Raw genomic sequence first — 22,052 nt, forward strand, 5'->3', positions numbered from 1 at the left:
AACAAGCAAGAGGAAGAAAAGTTGCGAGCGAAGAGTGACGGCGACGTGGCGGTGCCAGCGGAAGCCATTGCTCAGGAGCAAGCGGCAGAGAACGTGCAGACAGACTTGCTGGACAAGCTGGAGGCCTTTTTCCCCGGGCGCTTCGTGCGCAAGGATCTGACGCAAAAGATCAAGGAGGGGGCAAACGTCCCTACCTACGTGCTGGAGTTCCTGCTGGGGCAGTATGCCAACAGCTCGGATCCGGTGATCATTGAACGGGGCGTGGAAAACGTCAAGAAGACGCTGGCTAATAACTACGTGCGGCCAGACGAGGCGGAAAAGGTGAAGTCTCGGATTCGGGAAGAGGGAGCGTATACGGTCATCGACAAGATCACCGTGACTTTGAACTCGGATAAGGACCGATACGAGGCGGCGTTTGGCAACTTGGGGATCACCGGTGTACCGGTGGATGAGCGCTACGTCCAGGACTATGAGCGGCTGTTGGTGGGCGGCATTTGGTCCATCGTACGGGTGCAGTACGACCATACCAGCGATGACCATTTTCTCATTGATCAGCTGACCCCGGTTCAGGTGCCGTCTGTGAACATGCAGGAAGTTTATGATGCCCGGGAGAAATTCACGACCGACGAGTGGATTGACTTATTACTGCGGACAATTGGCATGGAGCCGACACAATTTGACGATCGGGTGAAATGGCTCATGGTATCGCGGCTGATCCCGTTTGTCGAGAATAACTATAACTTCGTGGAGCTCGGGCCCCGGGGTACTGGGAAGTCCCACGTCTACAAAGAATTATCGCCCAATTCGATTCTGGTTTCTGGTGGTCAGACGACAGTGGCCAACCTGTTCTTCAATATGGCGCGGCATGAAGTGGGGCTAGTCGGCATGTGGGACGTCGTGGCCTTTGACGAAGTGGCCGGCATCAAGTTCAAGGACAACGATGGCGTGCAGATCATGAAGGACTACATGGCCTCTGGCTCCTTTGCTCGGGGCCGGGACGAAATCCAGGCGTCGGCCGGGATGGTCTTTGTTGGGAATATCAATCAGCCGGTGGACGTGGTCATGCGGACGTCCAATCTGTTTGATCCGTTTCCCGCTGTCATGGCTAACGACACGGCTTTTTTGGACCGGATCCACAATTACTTGCCTGGCTGGGAGATTCCGAAGTATCGGCCGAATTTCTTCACGAATGGGTATGGCCTGATCACGGATTACTTCGCGGAAGTCATGCGGGCGCTGCGAAAAATTTCTTACGGTGATGCGTTCGACAAGTACTTCACCCTGGGCAATCAGTTGAACCAGCGGGACACCATTGCGGTGCGTAAGACGGTGTCCGGAATGGTGAAGTTGCTGTACCCTGACGGTAAATTTACGAAGGAGGACGTTGCCCAGATTCTGACGTTTGCCATGGAGATGCGCCGGCGGGTGAAAGAGCAGCTGAAGAAAATTGGCGGCATGGAGTTCTACGATGTGAACTTTTCTTACATCGACAAGGAGACTTACGACGAACATTTCGTACCAGTGCCAGAGCAGGGTTCGACAGGCTTGATTCCTGAGAATGAGGGGAAGCCTGGCCAAGTTTACACCGTTGCTTATGATGCGGATGAGCGGTTGAGTCTGATAAAATTGGAATCACAGATGACGGCTGGCAACGGCAAGACGAGCTGGACCGGGATTCAGTCCAATCGGTTGGCGAAGGAAGAAATGGATACGGCGTTCAATTACCTCAAGGCCAATTTTTCCCAGGTTAGTCAGAATATTGCGCCGGCGCAGCATGACTATATCGTCAACGCGACTAACCTGAATAATGGCGCCATGGCGACGGAATTGTCGTTGGCGACTTATGTAGCCCTGGTTTCTATTTCGGTGGGCAAGCCGGTCATCGGCGGATTAGCCATCCTGGGGGATTTCTCCATTGGCGGGACTATCAAAAAGATGGATAGTCTGGCAGATCGGCTACAGGTGGCCCTGGATAGCGGGGCGAAGGCGGTCTTGATTCCATCCAGTGCCACGAGTGAATTGGGTACGGTGCCGGGAGATTTGATTGCGGCTTTCTCGCTGAAGTTCTACAACACGATTGAGGATGCGGTGATGAAGGCATTGGGTGTGCAGCAGTAGCGTAGACGTATAAGGGAGGCAATCAGCCGTGGCAGATTCGAAATACGACGTACAGAATAGTCAGATTGGTACATTATTGGGGTGGATTAACTCTGGGGAGATTGGGCTGCCGGAACTGCAACGGCCATTTGTGTGGCCCTCGACCAAAGTTCGGGATCTAATCGATTCGTTGTTTAATGGTTTTCCGATTGGCTACATTATCACTTGGAATAACCCCAGTATTCGGCTTAAAGATGGGTCAATCTCTGTTGGAAAGAAGATCGTGATCGATGGGCAGCAGCGTCTCACAGCATTAGCCACCGCATTGTCGGGGCAGAAGATTATCGACCGAAGATTTAAGCGGCGGCGGATTAGTATTGCTTTTAATCCTTTGACCAGGGAATTTCAAACGGCTAATGCTTTGCTCCAGAAGGACAAACGCTGGATCAGTGATATCGCGGAAGTTTTTGCGGACGACTTCTCAAGCTTCAATTTCATTACCGCCTATTCCCAGGCCAATGACTGCCCACCAGACGAAGTGGCGCGCGCAATCGATGATTTGAAGCGCATTACGTCATACGGCGTCGGCAATATCAGCCTGTCAGATGCGCTGACGATTGATCAGGTGACTGAAATCTTTAACCGGATTAATTCACAGGGGACCCGACTATCCACTGCGGACTTCATCATGTCTAAGATGTCAGCGGACACTCTGCATCAAGGCAATATTCAACGAAAAATGGTTGAATATTTCACCAATCTGCAAGCTGACGCGTCGGCGTTGTCTGGTATTCAAGAGTCTGATCCAAAATTTGCACAATCGGCGGCAATGCAGAAGATTGCCTGGATCGTGAGTGAAAACACGACCCTTTATCAACCGGCCTTTGGCGATATTTTCCATGTGATTTTGGGCAGCCATTTTGGTCGAGGAAAACATGCAGATCTTGTTGCCCTGATTTCTGGCCGTGATTTTGAGACGACGGATTTACAATTCAAGTGCAACAAATTAGTCAAATAGAAAAGACTCATAGCCTGAGTCCTTGTAAAATGGAATCACCACAAGACCAACTACAAGGAGAACTCGACTATGAGTCCGTACACCCATCTTACCTTAAAAGACCGTGAATCGATACTGCTTGGTATCTCTACAGGCAAAACTCTTGATGCCATCGCCAAAGAGATAGGTCGTTCCAAGAGTACAGTCAGCCGTGAAATTGCACGTAACGGCGGCTGGCGGAGCTATTCGGCAGCCACCGCTCAGGACCGCTACCGGCGGGTTCGCTTGGCTAGCAGGCGTCCTCGGATCCTCGATCGACCGGGGACTCGTGACGCTGTCATTCGATATATCACGGTGCTACATTGGTCGCCTGAGCAGATTGCCGGTCGCTTGTCACTAGAAGGCAGTCCTATTCGCATCAGCTATTCGACTATCTACAGAGGTATCTACCTAGATAATCTCGGCGTTCCATTGAAGAGCCATGGTGCTCGCGGGCTACCAAGGCTGCTTCGACACCGAGGCAAGACGCGCAAAATCAAAGGCACCATAAATGAACGCCGGGGGCGCTTCAATGACGTGCCATCAATTCACGACCGACCCCGGTCGGCAGAAAATCGCAGCTGGTTTGGTCACTGGGAAGGCGATACAGTACGCGGTAAAACAGGACACTCTGCATTAGTAACATTAGTTGACCGTAAATCACGCTATCTGCTTTCGAAGCGAACGGCCAACGCAAAAGCTGACACTGTTAGAGACGTCATGATTGAGCTGCTTGGTGCCTTACCAGCTAACCGAGTAAGAACAGTGACTCCTGACCGTGGAAGGGAGTTTGCCCGGTACAGGGAGCTGGCAGAACGTCTGAATACAAAGGTCTTCTTTCCTGACCCACACGCGCCTCAACAACGAGGAACTAACGAAAACACCAACGGACTGATTAGAGAATACTTTCCCAAGAACACAGACCTAGACCTTCAGAGCGACCAGGAAATTGAGACTTACATTGAACAACTGAATAATCGACCACGCAAGGTCTTAGGCTGGAAGACGCCATCAGAAGTCTTCATGGGTAAAAAGTTGCACTTGAGTTGACAATTCGTCATCTAAAAAGGGTCTAGCATCTCCAGTGTTGATTACTACCAACACCAAAAATTCTAGACCCCGTAAAGTCCGCGCCCGTGACACTGCTACGCAAGCAGAATAACGACAAGACCCGGCACGACCCATGCGCATGCTTGCGTGGAGGCCGTGTCGGGTCTTTTGTCAGATACCGTCAGTGATAAACCAATTGTTGCTTTGCTTGGATAGGGTCAGGGTGTATTGCGAGACTTGGCTCATATCATTGTCAGTGTCGAGATACTTCACTGATAAGGTGACGGTCAGGCTGTTCTTAGTCTTCTTAAAGACTGGATCTAGAAGTTCCACGAACTTAAGGTTGCGTTCGATTGGTCGCGTGCCGTTTTTGACATAATATTTGAGTTCATTGCGATCGCTTTTCGGGTACAAGGCGAAGAACGTCTTGAGAAACTTAGTTACGTCATCGGCAGTGCTGCTAGCTACCGTGTTATCAGATTGGGTGTCTGGTAACTTGATTCGAGCTGTTGCTGGTTCCGCAGCGACGGTTGGGTTCTTGGTGACCACCATATCGCCGTTGTCATTTTGCATGACGTTGATGGTGTAGGTGCTGGTCACTGACTTCTTGTCTTTGCCCTTGGTGAGGTCTTGCTTCACCGTAAATAGTACGCGGAACGTGTCTTTGGCTGTCTTGCTCACGTCCCAGACCTTGACCTCACTCACTGTGGCTGTGGTGGAAATATCGCTCCGCACCGTATCCGCGTTCAGCGATTGCAGTTGTTCCACAAGATACGGCTGCAAGGCTTTCTGCCGCTGATCGAGGGCTTCGTGGCTCGGCTGCCACGAGTAGTAGAGCTTAGCGAAGTCGGTAGTGAATGTCGCCAAGGCGTGCGTGTCGATCACCTTGGTCTTGATCACTTGGACTTCATGCACCGTGTGGGTGTCGATAGCGGTCATGTTCTTGTAGACGCCGAAGCTGGTGCTACCGATCAATACCGCCCAGCAAAGCAGCGTGACCGGACGACGCAAGCCGCGATGTCTGATCTTAGGCGGCTTTGGGACGGCTGGCTGTTTCTTGAACCAGCCTTTCTTTTGATTTTTATTCAAGGTTTGTTCACCTTGTCCTTTCTTTTTTCATAGCAGCGGTAAAAGTCATCGTAAATATCGAGAAAACGCACGAACAGGCGTTGTAGTGAGATTCGCTTGTAGCCCTCATAGTCGGTTTCGATATACTGACCGAGTTCACGGTCGTTGTTGAAGTATTCTTCGGCCAAGTAGCGTTCGCGGTCGAGGATATACTTACGGTCTTCTGGTGCAAACACCTTGCCCTTGAGCTATCGATCAACGGCCACTTCATGCGCGACAGCGAGGCGATACTCGCGCCGGTGCCCATACTCCATCTCTGGCATTCGGTCAACAAAGCGGTAGAGGACGTGGCAGAGGTCGTCGGTGTTGGGCAGGCGTTGTTTGAAGAACTTGATGCGTTCCCATTCGCTTGACGCAAAGTCGAGTTCCTTGTTGCGTAGTGCGCGATTGTCACCAAATTTGAGATCGACGTGCGCCTTTTGCAGTGCGTCGTCGTAGGTGTTAGTGATGAGATCCATCCAGTCAAAATAACCGATACCGTTTTGATCCATTGTCTTCACCTACTTCTTCACACGCCCGGCGCCGATCAGGTGGGCTTGCCAGTAACTTGAGTTCAGGTCGGCATAGCCAAGCGGGTCGCCCGCATTGTACATTTTCATGCCGCCGACATAGATACCAACGTGGGTCACGTAGTCGGCAGTGTCATAGGTTGAGTGGAAGAACACTAAGTCGCCGGGTTTGGCGGCTTTGATGTTCAGGTGTGCCGTGGCGTCGTATTGTGCTTGTGCGGTGCGGGGGAGTTTGATCCCGGCTTTGCTGTAACACCAACTGGTTAGCCCGGAACAGTCGAAGCCCGTTGTTGGCGTTGAGCCGCCGAACACATAACGAGTGCCTTGATATTTGAGCGCTTCGTCCATGATGGCTTGCACCGTTTTGTCGTCGAACTTCGCACCACCTGTGACAAGGTATTGCGAGATGACCGACACGTAGTACATGTTCCCGTAGGCATAACGCCAACCGTCTTTGGCTACTGCGTTGGTGTAGGTGACTTTCTTACCCCCAGACTTCTCTTTGGCAAACGCGGTTGCCAGTTCCAGCGTGTACTTTTTGCCGTGCTTCGCAACGTAATCAATAAAGCCGCCACCGTAGTTATAGCTTTGAATCGCAGTGTTGAGATCTACGCCCGCAGCCTTCATGCTTTTCAGTAGCGACGCGAAATACTTCACGCCTTGCTTGATGGACGCTTCGGTATCTAGTGTATTGACTGGTAGTCCCAGCGATTCACTAGCTTGCATCACGTCGCCACCCTTACCACCTGATTCAACCTGCATGATGGCGAGTATCACCATCACCTGGTCGGGGATACCGAACTCCTTGCAATACTTTTCGACTGTCAGCTTATGCTTATAGACTTCAGCGGATAAGTTCATCGCGTCGGCTGTGATCGCAGAGGCGGGCTGGTCTTCGTCATCATCAGAGGCGATGACTGCAAAAAACAGAACGCCAATCAACAGTATTGGGAGTGCGGCAAGCGCTAACCAGCGCCAGAGTTTCATCGCTTCTTATGCCCCTTAGCCTTTTTGATCCGCTGTGGCTTTGGGTTGCGTGGCTTGGCTGGCTTTTCGGAAACGAGGGTCAGTGGCTTCTTGGGTCTATCCGTTGACGGAGTGAGTTCTTGGTGTGGTGTGATGGTGGGTTCTGCTTGCGGCTTCGTGGCTGGACGTGGAGGCCGAGGTGATGTTGGCTTCGTGGCAGCACGCTTAGGTTGCCCACTGGTATCAGCTTGTTCGGGCTTTGGCTTGGGAGGGGTGGCAGTTGTTGGCTTACGAGTTGGTTCAACCGGCGGCTTGGTAGCCGTTGGTTTTGGCTTTTCAGGATCAGCTTTAGGCTTGATCGCGAGCTTGCGTTCTTGCATTTGCTTACGCCGCTGCTCAAGCTGTTTGTCGCGTTCCTGCTGATTGGCCTCACGCCGCCCCTTGAAGCTGTCCTTCGCAGTTTCGGCGGCCTCCTTAGTCAGTTGCTTACCACGATGCAGACCATATAAAACGTTGGTTGGTGCGTCCTTCACCTGATCAAGGCCACGTTCAGTCTTGTCCTTGAGCTTGTTGCCGACATCAGATACATCGGCAAGTTTCTCACCCAGTCGTTGGCTGCGTGGCTTCTTGGGTTGTTGCGGTTTGGTAGCGTCCGCAGTCTGTTCGCGTTGCGTTCCTGTCGGGAGCTGTGGTGTTCCACGCCCCTTGCCATAGCCCCGCGACAGGAAGCGTCCGGCCATTGCGCCACCCATGGCACTACCGACGAACTGTCGTAGCATGCGGTTCCCACGACGCGAGAAGCGTTGTGCGCCTTGCTGGGCGTCAGAGCTGTGTAGCTGCATCATGCCCATCAGGTCGCCGAGCTTCATCCAGATACCGGCGAAGATGGTAACTTGCAGGAAGGCCACGAGGAAGAACGGTGAGGTGGCCGATAATCCGTAGACCATTGCCGAGAGCGAGAACGCCATCGTGATCACCAGCGTCACGCCAACTCGTGTCATGATGGTGTTAAAAAGCTTCATAATGTTCTGCTTCATCAATCCGTTAAAGGACGGCAGCATAGCGAGTAAGAACGACACCGGTAAGAACGTCGCATAGATGATAAAGAGTATCTGGCTGAACAGCATCATTGCCGTCAGGAAGAAGACAAACAAGGTGATCGCCATGTTGAACAGGACAACAAAGGTCGTGGTACCAAGGCGATTGATCGTCATAGTTGGCGAGAGATTCTCGTTATCGTTGTCTTCAATTTCAGCCTTGACCACGTCGGTACGGGTTTTGCCTTTGTCGCCAAACGGGTCGGTTTTCATTAACGTGTTTACGCGATCCTTGCCAACGGTATCAGCGTCGCTGTCGCCAAACTGCAAAAGTGTCCACGGCTGCTTCACCTGAATTTCAAACAGAGTGTCACGGATCGCGTCGACGCCTGATTTATCGGTGGCTGTATCAGTGCCCATAATCATCTTGGAGCCAGTGTTGAGCGCGCTGGTGCTGATGTCTGAACTGAACTCATTGATTTTGCTCACGTAGTCCGGGGCGTAGGCGATGAAGCTGGCTGACGTGATGAAGATCACCACAAAGTTGACGATTGCCGAGATGGCTTTGGAGGTCTCGCGTTTGATGATACCGGTGTAGGCGACATAGATGCCGACTACCAGCGTAATCATGAGGAGTAAGCCGGGGTAAAAGCCGTCAGTAGTGAAGCCGTCCTTTGACACTCCAGCCAAGAGCTGCATGTTCTTCCCAATCGCGTCAGACGTATCTTTGATGAAGTCCAGCGAGTAGGCTTGCTGAATCAGATAACCCGCAGCGTTTGACAGGTAGACCGAGAGTGTCCACAAGAAGTTGGTGATGGCATACAGGCCATAGCTCACAGACTTACCGATGCCATCGCCCCAGTTCCACGGGAGCCAGTCCCAACTCGTATCGACGAAGTAGTCGAGCTGGTAGTGCGACAACGGGTACTTGGAATACTCGTTAGAGCCGCCAGACTGATCGTCAACCAATCCCGCAGCGTGTACCGGTTGACCGCCAGCGAGCATTAGCACTAACATGAATGCCGCGACAACACCGAGGAACAGCAGTAGCCGCCGACGGTTAGCTTTCGTCATCAGCGATCACCTCCACGGGTTTCGGTGGCCGAGTGTCAAAGGCGTGGTGTAGGTGTTCAAAGATATAGTCGAAGTGCAGCACGCCGACGTGCCCCCAGATGTCTTGGAACAAGCACTCCCCATTATCGAGCGACCGGAGCCGATTCTGATTGCCTTCGTCTTCGGCATCAAGGCCAAAGAAGTTCAGCGTGTTCTTGATTTCCGTGATGTCGGTACTACGGAAAGCAAACTTCTGGGCGATATTGTTTTTCATCTTTTCGTCGAGTAAGTCGTCCGCATTTTGAGTGACGAGGTAGACCCCGGCATTCATCGAACGACCTTCACGAATCAATTTCATGGACAACGCCTTACCCTGCGCCACGTTCAAGAAAGCCCAGGCTTCGTCCAAGTCCACGATCTTGAATTGAGCGCGGTCTTGGTGAATGAAATCGATTGCGAACGTACTGATGATCATGAGCATGGCAACGGACAGCATTTCCGCAGTGATGTATTCTTCCTGCGTCTTATCAGCGTCTGGAAGCACCAAGTCTGCAATCTGCACGATGTTGATCTTGCGGTCAAGGGCGATTGTCCGCCGTGCCGTCCCGTCAGAGAACAGCAATGCCGCAAAGTCGTAATCCGTGAAGGATTCGATATGATCGGCAATGTTGCGCGCAATAGGCGTGTCTTCGCGGCGGAGTTCGTCAATGACTTTCAACAGTCCCGGTTCGGGCGCCTGTGTTACTGCCCGGATTGCCTTGCGTAGCGTCGGGAAGCGGTCGGCATCACGGCTTGAGATGCCAGTGAGGAAGGTCAGCGTATCAACGGCTAGCGATTCAGAATCCTTCAAGTTAGACAAGATGATATAAGGATCAAGCAGTCCACGGTTTTGTTCCTCACTGGTCAGATTGACGATGTTGATTTGATCTTCCATAAAGTCGAGGTTCTTTGCCCAGCCGGTACGTTCCGACTTCGGGTCAAGAATCAGTGCCTGCGCTCCGTAAAGGACGGCGTAGTAGACAAGCAAATTGTTAGAGAAGGACTTCCCACCACCCAAGCTACCAAGAAAAGCGGCGGATAAGGCATTGGTGACAGTCCCCTTGATACCTTGCGCGGCAATATCTGGTTGCAAGTAGACGTTTCGTCCAGTGTCCACGTTGTAGCCAATGTAGATACCTTCCTTTTCGCCGAGCGATTGCGTCGCGCCAAAGCCCAGTGAGGCGATGAAGTCGCTGGTCACATATTGGATATAATCGTTGATGTAGCGCTTCGAGGCAGGGATAAACTCACTGTGTAGCCCCAGCATGTCGCCGAATGGTCGCACAAGTTTGATGTTAAGGCTGTCGTAGAAGTCGAGTAGCTGATCGGCGCGGCGCTTCATTTCGTCCTCGGATCGCCCGGCCACGCGAATGACGTAGCTGATTTTGTACATCGCGTCTTTGGTCTGATCAAGATTGCTTTCAAGTTCATCGACCGAATCTAAAGCGTTGCTGACGCCGCGTGTGGTCTCGTTGCCGGACTGATAAGCATGTTCGTCGAGGTCTTTCAACTCCTTCTTTTTGTTACGCACCTTAGTCAATGCCTTCTTGTTTGTCACGATCTCAACGTTCAAGCTAGTGTCGATTGGAAAGTCAAACTGACTTTGCTGGAAGTAGAAGATCTCGCTGCCGGGAAATTCGAGTTCACCCACGATGTCGGAAAGCGTCAGGTACGTCACGTAACTGCTATCCAGACCGTGGGTAATCGTGATTGAGCGTTGGTGCTGCTCAATCAGTGAGCGGGTTGGCTTGATCAAATCATAGCGTTTGATAATCGTTTCGCGCTTAGACTTCTTGCGGGGTAAGTGGTACTCATAGTCGTCGTAATCTTGCCCCGTCATGCCGTATAAGTGCTCCAACAAGTAGCCGAAGTCGTTCTTATCGAGCGGACGAACTTTGAACCGGCGACCAATTTTTTCGGCAAGGAACTTAGCGGACTTGGCGTAACGTTCCACCTCCGCATTGTTCATGGTGAAGAAGTCACCAGCAAACGTTGTGTTGAACTCGGCGAAGAAGTCCCGAATACCCAAGGACATATCCTTGAAGATGGACTTGGCGGTAACCTCAGCGTCGTTCAGCAACAGCTTAAAACCGATGAAGAAGCGGTAGTCCACTTGGTTATCCCCGACGTTTTCGGTCAATGCTTCCGCTTGGCCGTCGATGTGCTGGAAGGCGATGTCTTTGAGCGTTCCTTTGACCAACTTCTTCGAGCGGTCAAGAGTGTCTCGGACACTGGCTTCGGTGGCGAGTTGCAATAAATGGAGCTTGCCGTCACGATTTTGGGAGATCAACTGACGAAAGTTCTCATGGACTTGTTGCTTCTGTTCGGGTGACAGAAAACTGTAATTGTAAGGGACTAGTTCAAAATACGCGTAGCACTCGCCGTCAGTGTTCCAGACGAGATTGTCTTCGATATACTTAATCGGAAATTTCATTGTGGTACCTCCAAACGTAGGTCACCGCTGTGTCTTGTTTCTCTTTTTGCGACTTCACGGGTTTACCAGCATAGGTGAGCTTCGGGGTAATGACGTAGTTGATCACCGACCGCAAGAATCCCACTGGCTTCTTGTTGTCGAAGGTCTTCTGGCTCATGAACCACGTTAGCCCGGCAGGAATACCAACATACTTGAGAAATGCGCCGTCAATAAATGACAGAGGCGGCAAGTCGCCCAGCAGCATGACCGCAAACAGACTGACGATGAACCACGTCATTTGCGTAAAAGTAATTGGGAACGGTAGTTGCAGGTCATTGATGGCATACAGCACCTTTTCCACTGACCAGATGCTGGTGTAGGATCTGACTTTCTTCATGTGATCTCCTTTCGTAGTGAGATAAAAAGGCTGACGCCTTTTGTAGCGCCAGCCCAGAGAGTTAGTCTAATAATTGGTAGATGCCGTAAGGTGTTTCAACGAAACCTCCTTCAATTTCGAGGTCACGTCCGACCTTGGCATAGTCGATATAGTTTTCGACTTGTGGCGGAATGTCGCCGAACCAGCCTTCGTCAGCCAGTTCTTCGGCCAACTCAGCCATGTTCGCAACGTGATAACAGGCAATGTCATCCTTGTGTGCGGCGAGTTCGATCACGTTGTCGTACCATTCGCCAATAAGCTCTTTGATAGCTGGGTAAATCTCGGTGCCTTTCAACGCTTCGACGGCTGCGGCAGCTTCGTTGATCTCGCCAATCGTTGAATACTCACTAAAGACAACGGGGCCTTCGTAGTCCTGAACCATGTATTCTTCGTACTGGTCATTCAGTCCTAATTTTTCTGCGAGTTCTTCGTTGTTGATTGGTGGCGTGAACCATGCGCCGACAATCTCGCCCTCGTTATACTTGCCAAGATTGGCAATAAAGACTTTGATGTCGTCCATCGGCTAGGCTCCCATGACGCGGTTGAACAGATTCAACAGTACGTCCTTGACCCCAGCAGTGTTGAACACCAGCCCCACGGCGATAATCGCAATGACCAGAAAACCGATGAGCTTAGAGAATTCTCGCTTGAAGCCAAGGTAAACACCGATAATGGCAATCGCCATCAGCACCAAGCTCTGGGCGTTGGAGGTGAACCAGTTAAACAAGTTTTGTCCGAAATTCATAATAATCATCCTTTGATTTTTAGTTTTGTGACCGGGGCTCCCTTCGAGATTACCGCTGTTTTGGCGCGGTCAGCGGCGACCGGCTCATGAGTGACGAATCAGAATAGTTCAGTTTGGGTTGCGTGGTGGTGCTTGATGCGGTCAAGGGCGCGCCGCCAGTATTCTTCGCTAATTTCATAGCCGATGAAATGGCGGTCAGTGTCTATTGTGGCAATCGCGGTGGTGCCAGACCCCATACAATTATCCAGAACGATTTCGCCGGGCTGGGTGTAAGTCTTGATGAGGTAGGCAAAAAGATAGACGGGCTTTTGTGTCGGGTGCCAGCCGGTGCGATCAGACTTGTAGTTGAGTACGTCAGACGGGTAGTTAGTCCACTCTTGCGTGTACGTGTCGGGCGCATTCCGCGGGTGTAACTGATTTGAGTTCTCGTACTTACGCAAGTTGACGGTTTTGTTATAGGGGAGCAGTCCTTGGGGGAAGTAATTCATACCTTTTGTATCAGGAGAGTTGCCAAAATTGGCCGTGCCCGCTTTTGAGAAGACGAGAATCTCCTCGAACCGGGATAGCGGACGGTTCTTGGCGTTGACGAAGTTGGTGACTGTATTCTTGATCCAGACCCACTTGTAGCGATACAAGGCTGGATTTGATTGCACTGAGTCCGCAGAGAAACGTTCAGTTGCGGTTAGCACGATCGCGCCTTGAGGTTTGATGAGCCGTTCGTATTGACCCCAGAGGTGGGAAAACGGAATCACCTTGTCCCAAGCGTTTGCTGTGGTGCCATACGGCAAGTCACACAGGATCATGTCGATAGAGGCTGTCGGTAAGTCCGCCATACCTTCCAGACAATCGCGATTGTAGATGACGTCTAGTTCGATTGCGTTGATACTCCTTTAGTTGAATTTGTGACCATCACTCCTTTTTGAATTGCGATTGTTTTGGCGCGGTCAATCGCGACCAAGTTTGTTAATCGAAAAACAGGTCTTCCACTGGTGCAGCGAAGACCGGCCAGCCTGATTCTTCGGCAGTTTGATAAAGCAGTCGGCGCAGCTCGCCGTAGTTCAAGGCGCGCCCATCGCGGCCAATCAATGCCGCCGGGTGTTCTTGTTGCTGGTGCCGCCAAGCGATGTAGTCTTGTGCTGTGAAGGCAAAACTGTTCATGTCACAAATGCGCCGGTACTGTTTGTGTTCGACCACGCCGACTAGCGCGGCCTCGTAGACGTAAACGTTCAGCACACAGTCCTTGAATGCTTTACCGCGCAGCGGGTGGGAAGCCAGCACGTCATTGACCAAACATGTCACCTCCTAGCTCTTCGCTACCAACAGTCTGTTGTTCAATCAGCTTGAGGTGTTTGTCGGTCAGCTCGGCGTCCTTGATCATGAGCTGCAAGTCAGTGGTGCCAAAGTAGTTGTCGATTTCTTTGATGACTTTGAGCGTTGGCATGACTTGCTTTTGGAGCCACGCCTTGGTCTTGTTCAGGTCAAAGGGCTGGGGATCGGTGGTTAAGCGAATCGGCTGGCGTTCTTTGCCAAGGAAGTATGCCCAACGTTCGTTGACCGGCCACTTCAAGCGGCTTTTGTCCGGGACTTCATCCACGAAGCGCATATAGCGGGTGATGATATCAAACGTAACCTTTTCAGCGTCACGGGTTATCAGCATGTTCTCAATCGCCTTAATTGCCCGCTCGTTTTTCAAACGAATCTCAAATCGGTTGATGATTGGGGTATCGGCAATCGAGATGCCGCGCTTGGCCGCTTGTTCAGCAGCCTTTTCGTAGATGCAGAAATACACGTCGCTTTTCATCGTGCCGACGTACAGCGTATTGCCTCGGCCAACCTCGTCGAGATCCACGAGCTTTCCTGATTGCAGCCCTTGGAACGATCGCATGACGGAGATGCACTCGTTGTTCAGACACTTATCGACCAGTTCGGGGATATTCAGCAGGCCAACCATGTCGTTAATCGCAATATCAACTCGTTTGAAAATGCCACCAGCTTCATCGACCCGTAAGAAGTAGTCGTACCAGTTCTCACCGTGGCTAAGCAGAATCCCCTCAAACTCGCGGCACCCTTGGCCTTTCATCTCAACCAATGTGCCGAGGTTGGAGCCGACCGGTGCCACCATGACCTGAATGTTGGAGAAGATATACATAGCCGAATAGCCGTAGAAGCCATGTTCCTCAAATATCAGGTGTTCCGGGGTCAGACCGAGAATCTTGGTGATCACAGTCTTGGCGTCATGTGTCGGGAACCGTACACGCATGTAGTCAAACATTAGCGTTAGTTCTGGTTCATCGTTCCAGTTCTTGAGCAGCCGGTCGATTTCCATTTGCAGCGATGCGCTAGGGCTAGTCCGGCCACTTTCAATTTGGCTAAAATGATGCGAGGTAACGCCTAACCGGCGGGCAACCTGTACTTGGGTCAGTCCCAGTTTTTTTCGGCGGGATCTAACCGCGTCTGTCCATTCTTCCATGTCCGAATGGCTCACTCCTTTCTTGATAAATAAAAATTGTGGATTGGCGGTGCCATCCACAATTTGCTAATTTTCGTATGAATGCCGTCATATCCACCTTTCTACCCCGTGTTCAGGCACAGACGTTGTATTTAATACCCCCCTGTTAGAGTACTGGGGGTAAGCGGTCGGCTGGCGCCGACCGCTGCCGCTCACGCTTGCGGCTTTCGCGTTGCCCGCCGCGCGAGTGCGGCAAGGAGGTCGCATACAGATTCTTGATTGTTCATGCGAAAGAACGCTCCTGAGCCAAGACTAATATCATTTCTTGTGAGTGTCTGGGGCAGAAATGTGCGGTATAATGAGCAATATAATATGGACTTAACATTACGATGCACTTTAGTTGCAATGATGTATATGCGTTTTGATGAAAACCAGTGAGTGATTTTGGGGGAGTACAAATGGAAAAAATGTCTAGTTGGTCTCGTTGGGATATGCATCTCCACACCCCTGAGACCCATATGCAAGATAATTTTGTTGATGATGAGAATCTAAAAACAGACAAAGAGGCAGTTTGGAAACGGTACTGTCGGGAACTTAATGAGTATGGTGCTGATGTTCTTGGAATCACCGACTATTTTTCAGCCAGCAATTTTTTTAGGCTACGAAAGCATCGTAATTCCTGGGGACTTAATTCAAACATCGTTTTATTCCCGAATGTCGAGATCCGAGTAACAGATTTGCCTTCAAAAAAGCAGATTGAAAATGGTAAGACGACCAGTTTCGTTAATGTACATTTGATTTTTAGCCCAGAAATTGAGGAAAAAAAGCTAAATAAGTTTCTCCGTGCGTTAAAGGCTCCTACGGCAACGGGGAAGAAACTCAACTACGTTGATGATATTGACACAATCGTTCATGACAATCGAGTCGATTATATGCCCACGACCTCTGGCGTTTTAGAGGCGCTCCGGGATACATTTGGCAATAACTATGCAGAGTCAGTTTTAGTCATGCTCCCGAATAGTGGCGATGGCCCTAATCTAAGAGATGGCAACGGATCAATGAATGGCAAAGAATTTATTCAAGGATCGGTTAACATCATTCAAGCGAAAACCGTCCAGGGAGAAAGAGATCGGGAGTATTTGTTATCAGACGGCAATTGCTTCGGTAAAGTCTTCCCAGCGATTACCGGATGCGATGCTCACCGATATGAGCAGTTACACGATTTTCCACCGTCTTCTTTCACTTGGATTAAGGCTGAACAAACTTTTGAAGGGTTGAAGCAAATTACGTATGAACCAGATTTGCGTGTAAGAATTCAAGCTAATAAACCTGAACCCCCTGTAAAATCGAAAGTCATTAAATCTCTCCAACTCAACAATTCGTCATTTGGAACCAATAAGCTGGAATTCTCGGAAAATCTGAATACTATCATCGGTGGTCGATCGAGCGGCAAGTCAGTGCTGCTTTCAGTAATTAGCAAACTTGCAAGTGGCGTGGAACATTTTAAGAGTAACAATTCGGGTTATGATGAACTTATCAATCAATTGAGTGACAAGTGTGTGCTAGAATACGCGGATGGTAGTACATCAAGCGCCGCAGGACATATTAGGTTCATTTATCAAGATGGATTGCAAGAAATAGCCCGGGATGCACAAGCTCGTAATAACTTTATTGAAAACACACTATCGGCTTTGACCGATATCGATACCATCAAGGATGAGAATGCCAATTATCGTCGACAAAAGCATGATTTGATTGTTAAGGATGTTAGCCAACTCAAATTACTAAATCAGAAAATCAGCGATTTTGAGACAAAGCTGGGTTCTCAGCAGGATACTCAAACAATTACAAGTAATATTGCTGCGTTAAACCAGAGTGTACAAAAGCTTCAAGAACAGTCCAATGTTGTTGATCAACACGCGGTAGACCAGATGCTTGAACAGGGACATACACTTCAGACAGCAGCGAAAGAGGCTCAAGATGACATCAAAGAGTTAACGCAACTCAATGAAGGAGAAATGGTTCAACTGAACCCGCAAGCGCGGCAATATACCCGACAGGTTGTCAAAGATATTATAAATGACTTTTCTGATCAGGTGAGTGCCTTGAATTCTGCATTAGAAGAGAAAATTAATTCACTTATTCAAACTAAGAAACATTTTGTTGCAGGAAAAAATAAAGAGATTAAAGCACTGCTTGCTACTGAATTATACAAGCAGTACCAGGACCAGCAGAAGCGGTCTCCCGAACTACAGAGATTTCAAAAAATTCTTACTGAGCAGAAGCAAATACTTGAAGATACGACTGCTGCGATTGCAGCTCTTAAAAAGCTCAAAATCTCAAGGGATGAATTACTGGATCAGATACTGGATGAGCTAACTTTTAGTGAAGCTCTATTCACAAAAAATATCTATCAAACCGAGGATGGTAATCTAAAATTTGAGATTATTTCTGCCGTAGACCCCCAAAAATTAGTGAGTCTCGTGACTTCTAGTTTTAAGGTGCACTCGGTTGCGTTTAAAACAAAGCTGGAAAACCTTGACTCTGAAGATGATTTTATAAATATTGGTGAATTGGAATCTATCAATTCGAGCAGTATTCATGGAATGATGAAAAGATGTTTGAGACTTAGCGATTTGGCCACATCATCTGAATCTCCATTTCGCGCAGGCATATCTCCGTATTCATGGCTAGAACAGTTTTCTGAACTGGAATTCATTTCAACCAATTATAAGATCACCTATAAGGATCAGGATTTTTCGGAGATGTCAGAAGGCAAGCAAGCATTCATCCTGTTAATGATGCAGCTTAGTCTTGATAAAGCTGACAAACCATTCTTAATTGATCAGCCTGAAGACGAACTTGATAACAAGGCCATATATGACGAACTCGTTTCGTATCTAAGACAACAGAAACAACATCGACAACTATTCGTGGTTACTCATAATGCCAACGTATTAGTTGGTGGGGACAGCGAGTGTGTGACTCTTGCTGAGGAAGTTATGGATTCGACTGCAACCAATGGTCGGCAATTTCAATACACCCAAGGACCTATTGAGAATTCCACAATGCAAAACGCAATTTGCGAAGTGTTGGAGGGAGGAAAACGTGCATTTCAGAAACGTGAGGAACGCTATGCATTTAGTCGGGGCGTTTAAAGAAATCTTTGCGACATGGAATTCCTTCAAATAGTTGTCCGCAGTCATTAACTTTAAGATTTCAATGTGGTTCGAGTGTAGCTTTTCGATCCCGCGACCTCAAGCATTAGTCTTCCTCACCTTCATCTGTGACGTTGGTATAAGTCATAATTAGATTGCCGCCGTCGGTAGTGTAGACACTGAACAAGAATCTCCTTGGAAAGCCACTAGCAGTCATTCCTCCTGGCATGTCCATCCAAATCTGAGAGTCAGGATATTCATGCGCATGCACCGCCATCCATTGCAGTTGGTCTTCAGCGTACTCATTCGATTGGAAGGGAACATTCTCGTGAAAGTTGGCTATAAAATGGGCCCGATTTTCGATAGTAACGTCCTTGTTTATTTAGAACCTCCTAAATCTAGTGGTGTTGCAGGAACGGTATTGGCTGCGGCGCCAATTTTGGCGAGAAAATCATAGCCGCGCGGTACTAGTGGTGTGTAAAATTCAGAGATCACGCTACCGCCAGTGTCAACATAGCCGCGTCCCTTGATTGGTTTTTGGAAGAAGTCCTTGTTGGTTTCGCCGAACATCATGGAATAGCCCAGCTCACTCATGCGCCCAAGAGCGACCCGGAACATGAACTGATCTCTTATCCCGTCGCCCAAATACTTTGCGTCAGGGCGTTGGCAGGCCAACACGAGAAAGAAGCCAGCTTGACGGCCAAGCATGACAATCTGTTTGAGCTTGGACATGACTTGCATGGCATCACGGCCAAGCATATCCATAAAGGCGACATATTCATCAAAAATCAGAAAATGGGCGGGTAGTCCAAGATAGGCGTAGTTCTCGCCAGTCTTGTATCCGTCCATTTGTTTCATTTTGTCGTTGCGCGCCATCATGTCCTGATAGAAGGTTTCAAGTGCACCCAGCATGGCCTCCTTCTTCGAGTAGACCCCTGGCATCACATCAGCCAGATCGGCTAGGTCAGCGTTTTTCGGGTCAAGAATGGTGAGCTGGGCACCGTCTTTCAGCAACGCTTCAATTAGCGTCAAAATAAAGTAGGTCTTACCACCGCCCGTACCACCAGCAATCAGCATGTGCGGCAGCGCGTCATAGTGCCAAGCCACGGTTTCCATGAGCTGCATGGAGCCATGTTCACAGGTCACGTCAGCGATGGTGATCCGCTTCCCGATTGTGTCGTAAAGCAAGGTGTACTCGACATAAGAATCGTGCAGAATCTTGTCGACCAGCTCACAGTAAAGACCGGCTTCGAGCTTTTTCTCCAAGTGTAGGAGCTGGTCTTGATAGGAAGACATGACGATTTCAACGGAAACGTGGATCAGTCCGTCCTTGAGCCGGTAGTATATCTTTGGGAAGTGAGAAATCTTCTCTTTGGTACGTGTTGAGCCTAAGTCTTTGAAGAAACTCTCGCTGTTGGACTGGTCGGTTTGGTACCACTTATTCTCCATGATCATGCGGGCGAGCTTTTGGCGGTGTTCCATCTGCTTGTAGGAATCCGCAAACCAAGTTCGATAAGCCCACAGACCAAGGCCAAAGAGTAGTGCCGTGCATAAACTGTTAATAACCAGCGGCAGCCATGACCAAGGCAAGGCCACCACGTCCGGCCAACTAAAGAATTTCCAGTTGATTTGTCTTAGCAGCGGCCAATAGGCAATGGCAGCTCCAGTTACCCACAAGCAAACCACAACCGTCATCGCCGTGTTGTAGAGTAAGTTGCGTTGACGGGGATAGACCCGTGTACCGCGATACGTGAGTTTCATTCGTCAATGTTCACTCCGTCGTAGCCAATCACGAGACCAAGTGGACTACTTGAAACGTTGAAACTAAAGCGCGCGCCTTTAAGGTAGGCTTCGGGTTTCGCACACTGCTCGCTGGCTAAAATCAGGTCACAAGCATTCATGCCAGCTTGAATCGCGTGATTAGCTGCGTCGATTAAGTTGATGATGACGTCACCAGTGGGTGATGCACCGTTGTCAAAGTCAGCAATGCGTTCGTAGTGAAGTTGAAAGTCGTCCAAGTTGACGAGAGTTACTTGATCGTTCATAGTGTTCTCCTTTGGGCGTCACTTGACGCCAATATATTTGATAGCGGGTTGTCGGTCTTCGGTGTCGATATTGAAGCTGAATTCTTTGGATTCGTGATCGCGGGTACATTCGCCGTCTACCCAAACGGAAAACGGTTCGCCAGCAATTGCCTGTTCGGCAGCCATCAGCACCATGTCGATCAAAGCATCCGGGCTAGGATCATGGAAATCAGGGTCAACTAACGCGGGGTAGTCTTCCAAGAATCCGTCGATATTCATTGCGGACATTTTCAAGCTCCTTTCATTTGTGGCAATACGAAATTCAATCAACACCCATATAAATAACGGCGTCTTCAAGCAAGTTGAAAATGAATTCCTTTGGTTCGTCATCAATCGTGTCGTCATCAACCCAGATAATGAACTGACCATCCATTGCCTGTGCTGCGGCATCAGCGACCAATTCTTGTAAAAAGTCGGCGCTTGGGGGAACACCATCTGTTCTGACCAGTCTGGTGTAGTCTTCGATGAATTCGGTGATTTCAAAATTTTGTGGTTGAATCAATCTCACATCCTCATTCATCGCTGACGCCCAGATACGAGAGCCGTAAGCCATCTTCACCCTCGTATGAAGTGAACGAGAACAGCTTATTCATGCCGTCGTTGGTCTGTTCGCTATCGATATGCAGGTGTTGGTAGGATTCAGGGCTTTCTTCCATGAGTTCCACCATGTCTTGCAGGATCTCGTCTGGGTCAAGGCGGTAGTCGTTATCGATTTCTTCGTTATAGTCGTCGATGAACACTTCACGACCAACTACGGTCAATGTGGAAGTCATCATCTGTGATCAACTCCTTTCGTTAGTGGTAAGCAACCGCCGCAGTGGGCGGCGCGCGCGAGGAGTGGAGAAATGAGCAGCTATTTCTTGTCATTGGTGTTTGGCTTCTCCTGCGGCTTGACCGGTGCGGTGGCAATCACGAGATCCTTGGCTTTCATGTACCAGGAAGTTTCAACACGGTTGAAGTTCGCGTTCGCCACGGTGTCGATCACTGGGTCCACCAAAGTAACAATCTGGTTGTACTTGAAGTCTTTGACCCCTGCCTCTGCCGGAATTGAAACTTGGATCATCATTCCTTGTTTCATGGACTTCAAGTCATAGGTGCGTTCCCTCACGTCGTCGGTACGGTTGCCGTCTTCGTCTTGCACGAAGCGTTCGCGGCGCTGGCCGGAGAATTTCAAGACGCCAAAGGTTTCTTCTAAATCTATAACGATGCCTTCTGCTAATCGCATGTGGATTCCTCTTTTCTTTTATTTGACTGGAACAATATCGTCGGCATTGCAGATGTAGCGCACAAAGGCTTGTTCACCAATCCGGTAGCCAATGGTCGCAATGCGCGGTTTGATGATGGTGACTGGCGCATCAACTTCAATGCTTTCGGCCTTGTCACCTTTCTTCGCTGGAATGGTGATCTCGATGTTGTCGGTACGCTGCAAGTCGGAGAACAACTCGTAAATGCGAGAGACAACCTTGCGATTGTCGCGATCACCTTCTGACAGTTCGCGCTTGAGCGAACCGAAATACAGGTGGCCGAACGTCTTTTCAATGTTTGGTGCAACAAATTTGAGTTCCATGTTGTAGTCTTCCTTTCGTATTCAAAAAGCCGGGTAGTGGGGCTACTCGGCTGTGGCTTGGTGATAGTATTCGGTTAATTGTTGAAGTAGATAATCGTAAAATGATTTGGAGATTGGGTGAACCGTGCGACCATCAGCGTATCGTGGGAACTGGATATACCAGCGATACTGACCTTCGATAAGTTTCACGTTTTTCAAGATGAGTACATGATCCAGTACGATGTCGCCTTGGAGCAGCAAGTCGCCATCGGGATCGGGGTACATGTTAATAGAAGAAATGCGCAT

The 22,052-nt window shown here is 49.6% G+C and carries 24 protein-coding genes; 4 read left to right on the forward strand and 20 right to left on the reverse strand.

All coding sequences use genetic code 11. From position 1 onward, the window contains the following. Positions 1–45 precede the first annotated feature (45 nt). The 3 genes from brxL to FD09_RS10605 all read left to right on the forward strand — a co-directional run bounded on the left by brxL (position 46) and on the right by FD09_RS10605 (position 4,183). Entirely contained in the window at positions 46–2,118 is a 2,073-nt protein-coding gene (gene brxL / locus FD09_RS10595; RefSeq protein ID WP_201782875.1) for a protease Lon-related BREX system protein BrxL, read from the forward strand. 28 nt (positions 2,119–2,146) lie between these two features. Beyond that, a complete protein-coding gene (locus FD09_RS10600; protein ID WP_235812265.1) occupies positions 2,147–3,115 on the forward strand; it encodes a DUF262 domain-containing protein in 969 nt (322 codons plus the stop codon). A gap of 69 nt (positions 3,116–3,184) precedes the next feature. Then, positions 3,185–4,183, forward strand: coding sequence for an IS30 family transposase (locus FD09_RS10605; RefSeq protein WP_057821166.1), 999 nt, complete (start codon positions 3,185–3,187; stop codon positions 4,181–4,183). Positions 4,184–4,354: 171 nt separating this feature from the next. Here FD09_RS10605 and FD09_RS10610 read toward each other — a convergent pair whose 3' ends face one another. From FD09_RS10610 to FD09_RS10665, 12 genes are all read right to left on the reverse strand, one after another. After that, entirely contained in the window at positions 4,355–5,272 is a 918-nt protein-coding gene (locus FD09_RS10610; RefSeq protein ID WP_057821168.1) for a conjugal transfer protein, read from the reverse strand. Beyond that, complete coding sequence (locus FD09_RS16755; RefSeq protein WP_057821170.1) at positions 5,269–5,487, reverse strand: hypothetical protein; 219 nt, start codon at positions 5,485–5,487, stop codon at positions 5,269–5,271. The genes FD09_RS10610 and FD09_RS16755 overlap by 4 nt, the downstream gene beginning before the upstream one ends. Before the next feature lie 12 nt (positions 5,488–5,499). After that, entirely contained in the window at positions 5,500–5,802 is a 303-nt protein-coding gene (locus FD09_RS16760) for a hypothetical protein (RefSeq protein WP_057821172.1), read from the reverse strand. Positions 5,803–5,811: 9 nt separating this feature from the next. Next, the gene (locus FD09_RS10625; protein WP_057821174.1) at positions 5,812–6,807 is read right to left on the reverse strand and encodes a bifunctional lytic transglycosylase/C40 family peptidase; all 996 of its coding nucleotides are present in this window, start codon (positions 6,805–6,807) and stop codon (positions 5,812–5,814) included. Further along, on the reverse strand, positions 6,804–8,897 hold the full coding sequence (locus FD09_RS10630) for a CD3337/EF1877 family mobilome membrane protein (RefSeq protein ID WP_057821175.1): 2,094 nt from the start codon (positions 8,895–8,897) through the stop codon (positions 6,804–6,806). Before FD09_RS10630 ends, FD09_RS10625 begins: the two co-directional genes overlap by 4 nt. Beyond that, positions 8,884–11,349 carry a conjugal transfer ATPase TcpF gene (gene tcpF / locus FD09_RS10635; protein ID WP_057821178.1) on the reverse strand — a complete coding sequence of 822 codons (2,466 nt, stop codon included), beginning with the start codon at positions 11,347–11,349 and terminating at the stop codon, positions 8,884–8,886. The genes FD09_RS10630 and tcpF overlap by 14 nt, the downstream gene beginning before the upstream one ends. Continuing rightward, positions 11,333–11,725, reverse strand: a complete 393-nt coding sequence (locus FD09_RS10640) for a conjugal transfer protein (protein ID WP_057821179.1) — start codon at positions 11,723–11,725, stop codon at positions 11,333–11,335. The genes tcpF and FD09_RS10640 overlap by 17 nt, the downstream gene beginning before the upstream one ends. Positions 11,726–11,786: 61 nt before the next feature. Further along, complete coding sequence (locus FD09_RS10645; protein ID WP_057821181.1) at positions 11,787–12,284, reverse strand: antirestriction protein ArdA; 498 nt, start codon at positions 12,282–12,284, stop codon at positions 11,787–11,789. Between the two features lie 3 nt (positions 12,285–12,287). Next, positions 12,288–12,509: a hypothetical protein gene (locus FD09_RS10650; protein WP_003606383.1), complete on the reverse strand. Its 222-nt coding sequence runs from the start codon at positions 12,507–12,509 to the stop codon at positions 12,288–12,290. A gap of 98 nt (positions 12,510–12,607) precedes the next feature. Continuing rightward, positions 12,608–13,342, reverse strand: a complete 735-nt coding sequence (locus tag FD09_RS10655; protein ID WP_057821183.1) for a DNA-methyltransferase — start codon at positions 13,340–13,342, stop codon at positions 12,608–12,610. 130 nt (positions 13,343–13,472) lie between these two features. Further along, entirely contained in the window at positions 13,473–13,799 is a 327-nt protein-coding gene (locus FD09_RS10660; protein ID WP_057821185.1) for a hypothetical protein, read from the reverse strand. Then, positions 13,789–14,979, reverse strand: coding sequence for an XRE family transcriptional regulator (locus tag FD09_RS10665; RefSeq protein WP_057821304.1), 1,191 nt, complete (start codon positions 14,977–14,979; stop codon positions 13,789–13,791). The genes FD09_RS10660 and FD09_RS10665 overlap by 11 nt, the downstream gene beginning before the upstream one ends. A gap of 437 nt (positions 14,980–15,416) precedes the next feature. Here FD09_RS10665 and FD09_RS10670 point away from each other — a divergent pair, with 437 nt between their 5' ends. After that, the gene (locus FD09_RS10670) at positions 15,417–18,116 is read left to right on the forward strand and encodes a TrlF family AAA-like ATPase (RefSeq protein WP_045600996.1); all 2,700 of its coding nucleotides are present in this window, start codon (positions 15,417–15,419) and stop codon (positions 18,114–18,116) included. A 378-nt stretch (positions 18,117–18,494) separates the two neighbouring features. Here the strand turns inward: FD09_RS10670 and FD09_RS10680 are convergent, their stop codons facing one another. From FD09_RS10680 to FD09_RS10715, 8 genes are all read right to left on the reverse strand, one after another. Next, complete coding sequence (locus FD09_RS10680) at positions 18,495–19,877, reverse strand: FtsK/SpoIIIE domain-containing protein (RefSeq protein ID WP_057821189.1); 1,383 nt, start codon at positions 19,875–19,877, stop codon at positions 18,495–18,497. Then, the gene (locus FD09_RS10685; RefSeq protein WP_057821191.1) at positions 19,874–20,161 is read right to left on the reverse strand and encodes a hypothetical protein; all 288 of its coding nucleotides are present in this window, start codon (positions 20,159–20,161) and stop codon (positions 19,874–19,876) included. The genes FD09_RS10680 and FD09_RS10685 overlap by 4 nt, the downstream gene beginning before the upstream one ends. A gap of 18 nt (positions 20,162–20,179) precedes the next feature. Beyond that, positions 20,180–20,428 (reverse strand): hypothetical protein, encoded by a 249-nt coding sequence (locus FD09_RS10690; RefSeq protein ID WP_057821193.1) that lies wholly within the window; start codon positions 20,426–20,428, stop codon positions 20,180–20,182. A 34-nt stretch (positions 20,429–20,462) separates the two neighbouring features. Further along, the gene (locus tag FD09_RS10695; protein ID WP_225421032.1) at positions 20,463–20,708 is read right to left on the reverse strand and encodes a hypothetical protein; all 246 of its coding nucleotides are present in this window, start codon (positions 20,706–20,708) and stop codon (positions 20,463–20,465) included. A gap of 4 nt (positions 20,709–20,712) precedes the next feature. Further along, a complete protein-coding gene (locus FD09_RS10700; protein WP_003606402.1) occupies positions 20,713–20,976 on the reverse strand; it encodes a hypothetical protein in 264 nt (87 codons plus the stop codon). Between the two features lie 77 nt (positions 20,977–21,053). Continuing rightward, positions 21,054–21,425 (reverse strand): YdcP family protein, encoded by a 372-nt coding sequence (locus tag FD09_RS10705; protein ID WP_057821195.1) that lies wholly within the window; start codon positions 21,423–21,425, stop codon positions 21,054–21,056. An 18-nt stretch (positions 21,426–21,443) separates the two neighbouring features. Beyond that, entirely contained in the window at positions 21,444–21,767 is a 324-nt protein-coding gene (locus FD09_RS10710; protein WP_016376174.1) for a DUF961 family protein, read from the reverse strand. Positions 21,768–21,809: 42 nt separating this feature from the next. After that, on the reverse strand, positions 21,810–22,052 hold the full coding sequence (locus FD09_RS10715) for a hypothetical protein (protein WP_057821197.1): 243 nt from the start codon (positions 22,050–22,052) through the stop codon (positions 21,810–21,812).

This window comes from Schleiferilactobacillus perolens DSM 12744 (genome assembly GCF_001435585.1).
GTDB lineage: Bacteria > Bacillota > Bacilli > Lactobacillales > Lactobacillaceae > Schleiferilactobacillus > Schleiferilactobacillus perolens.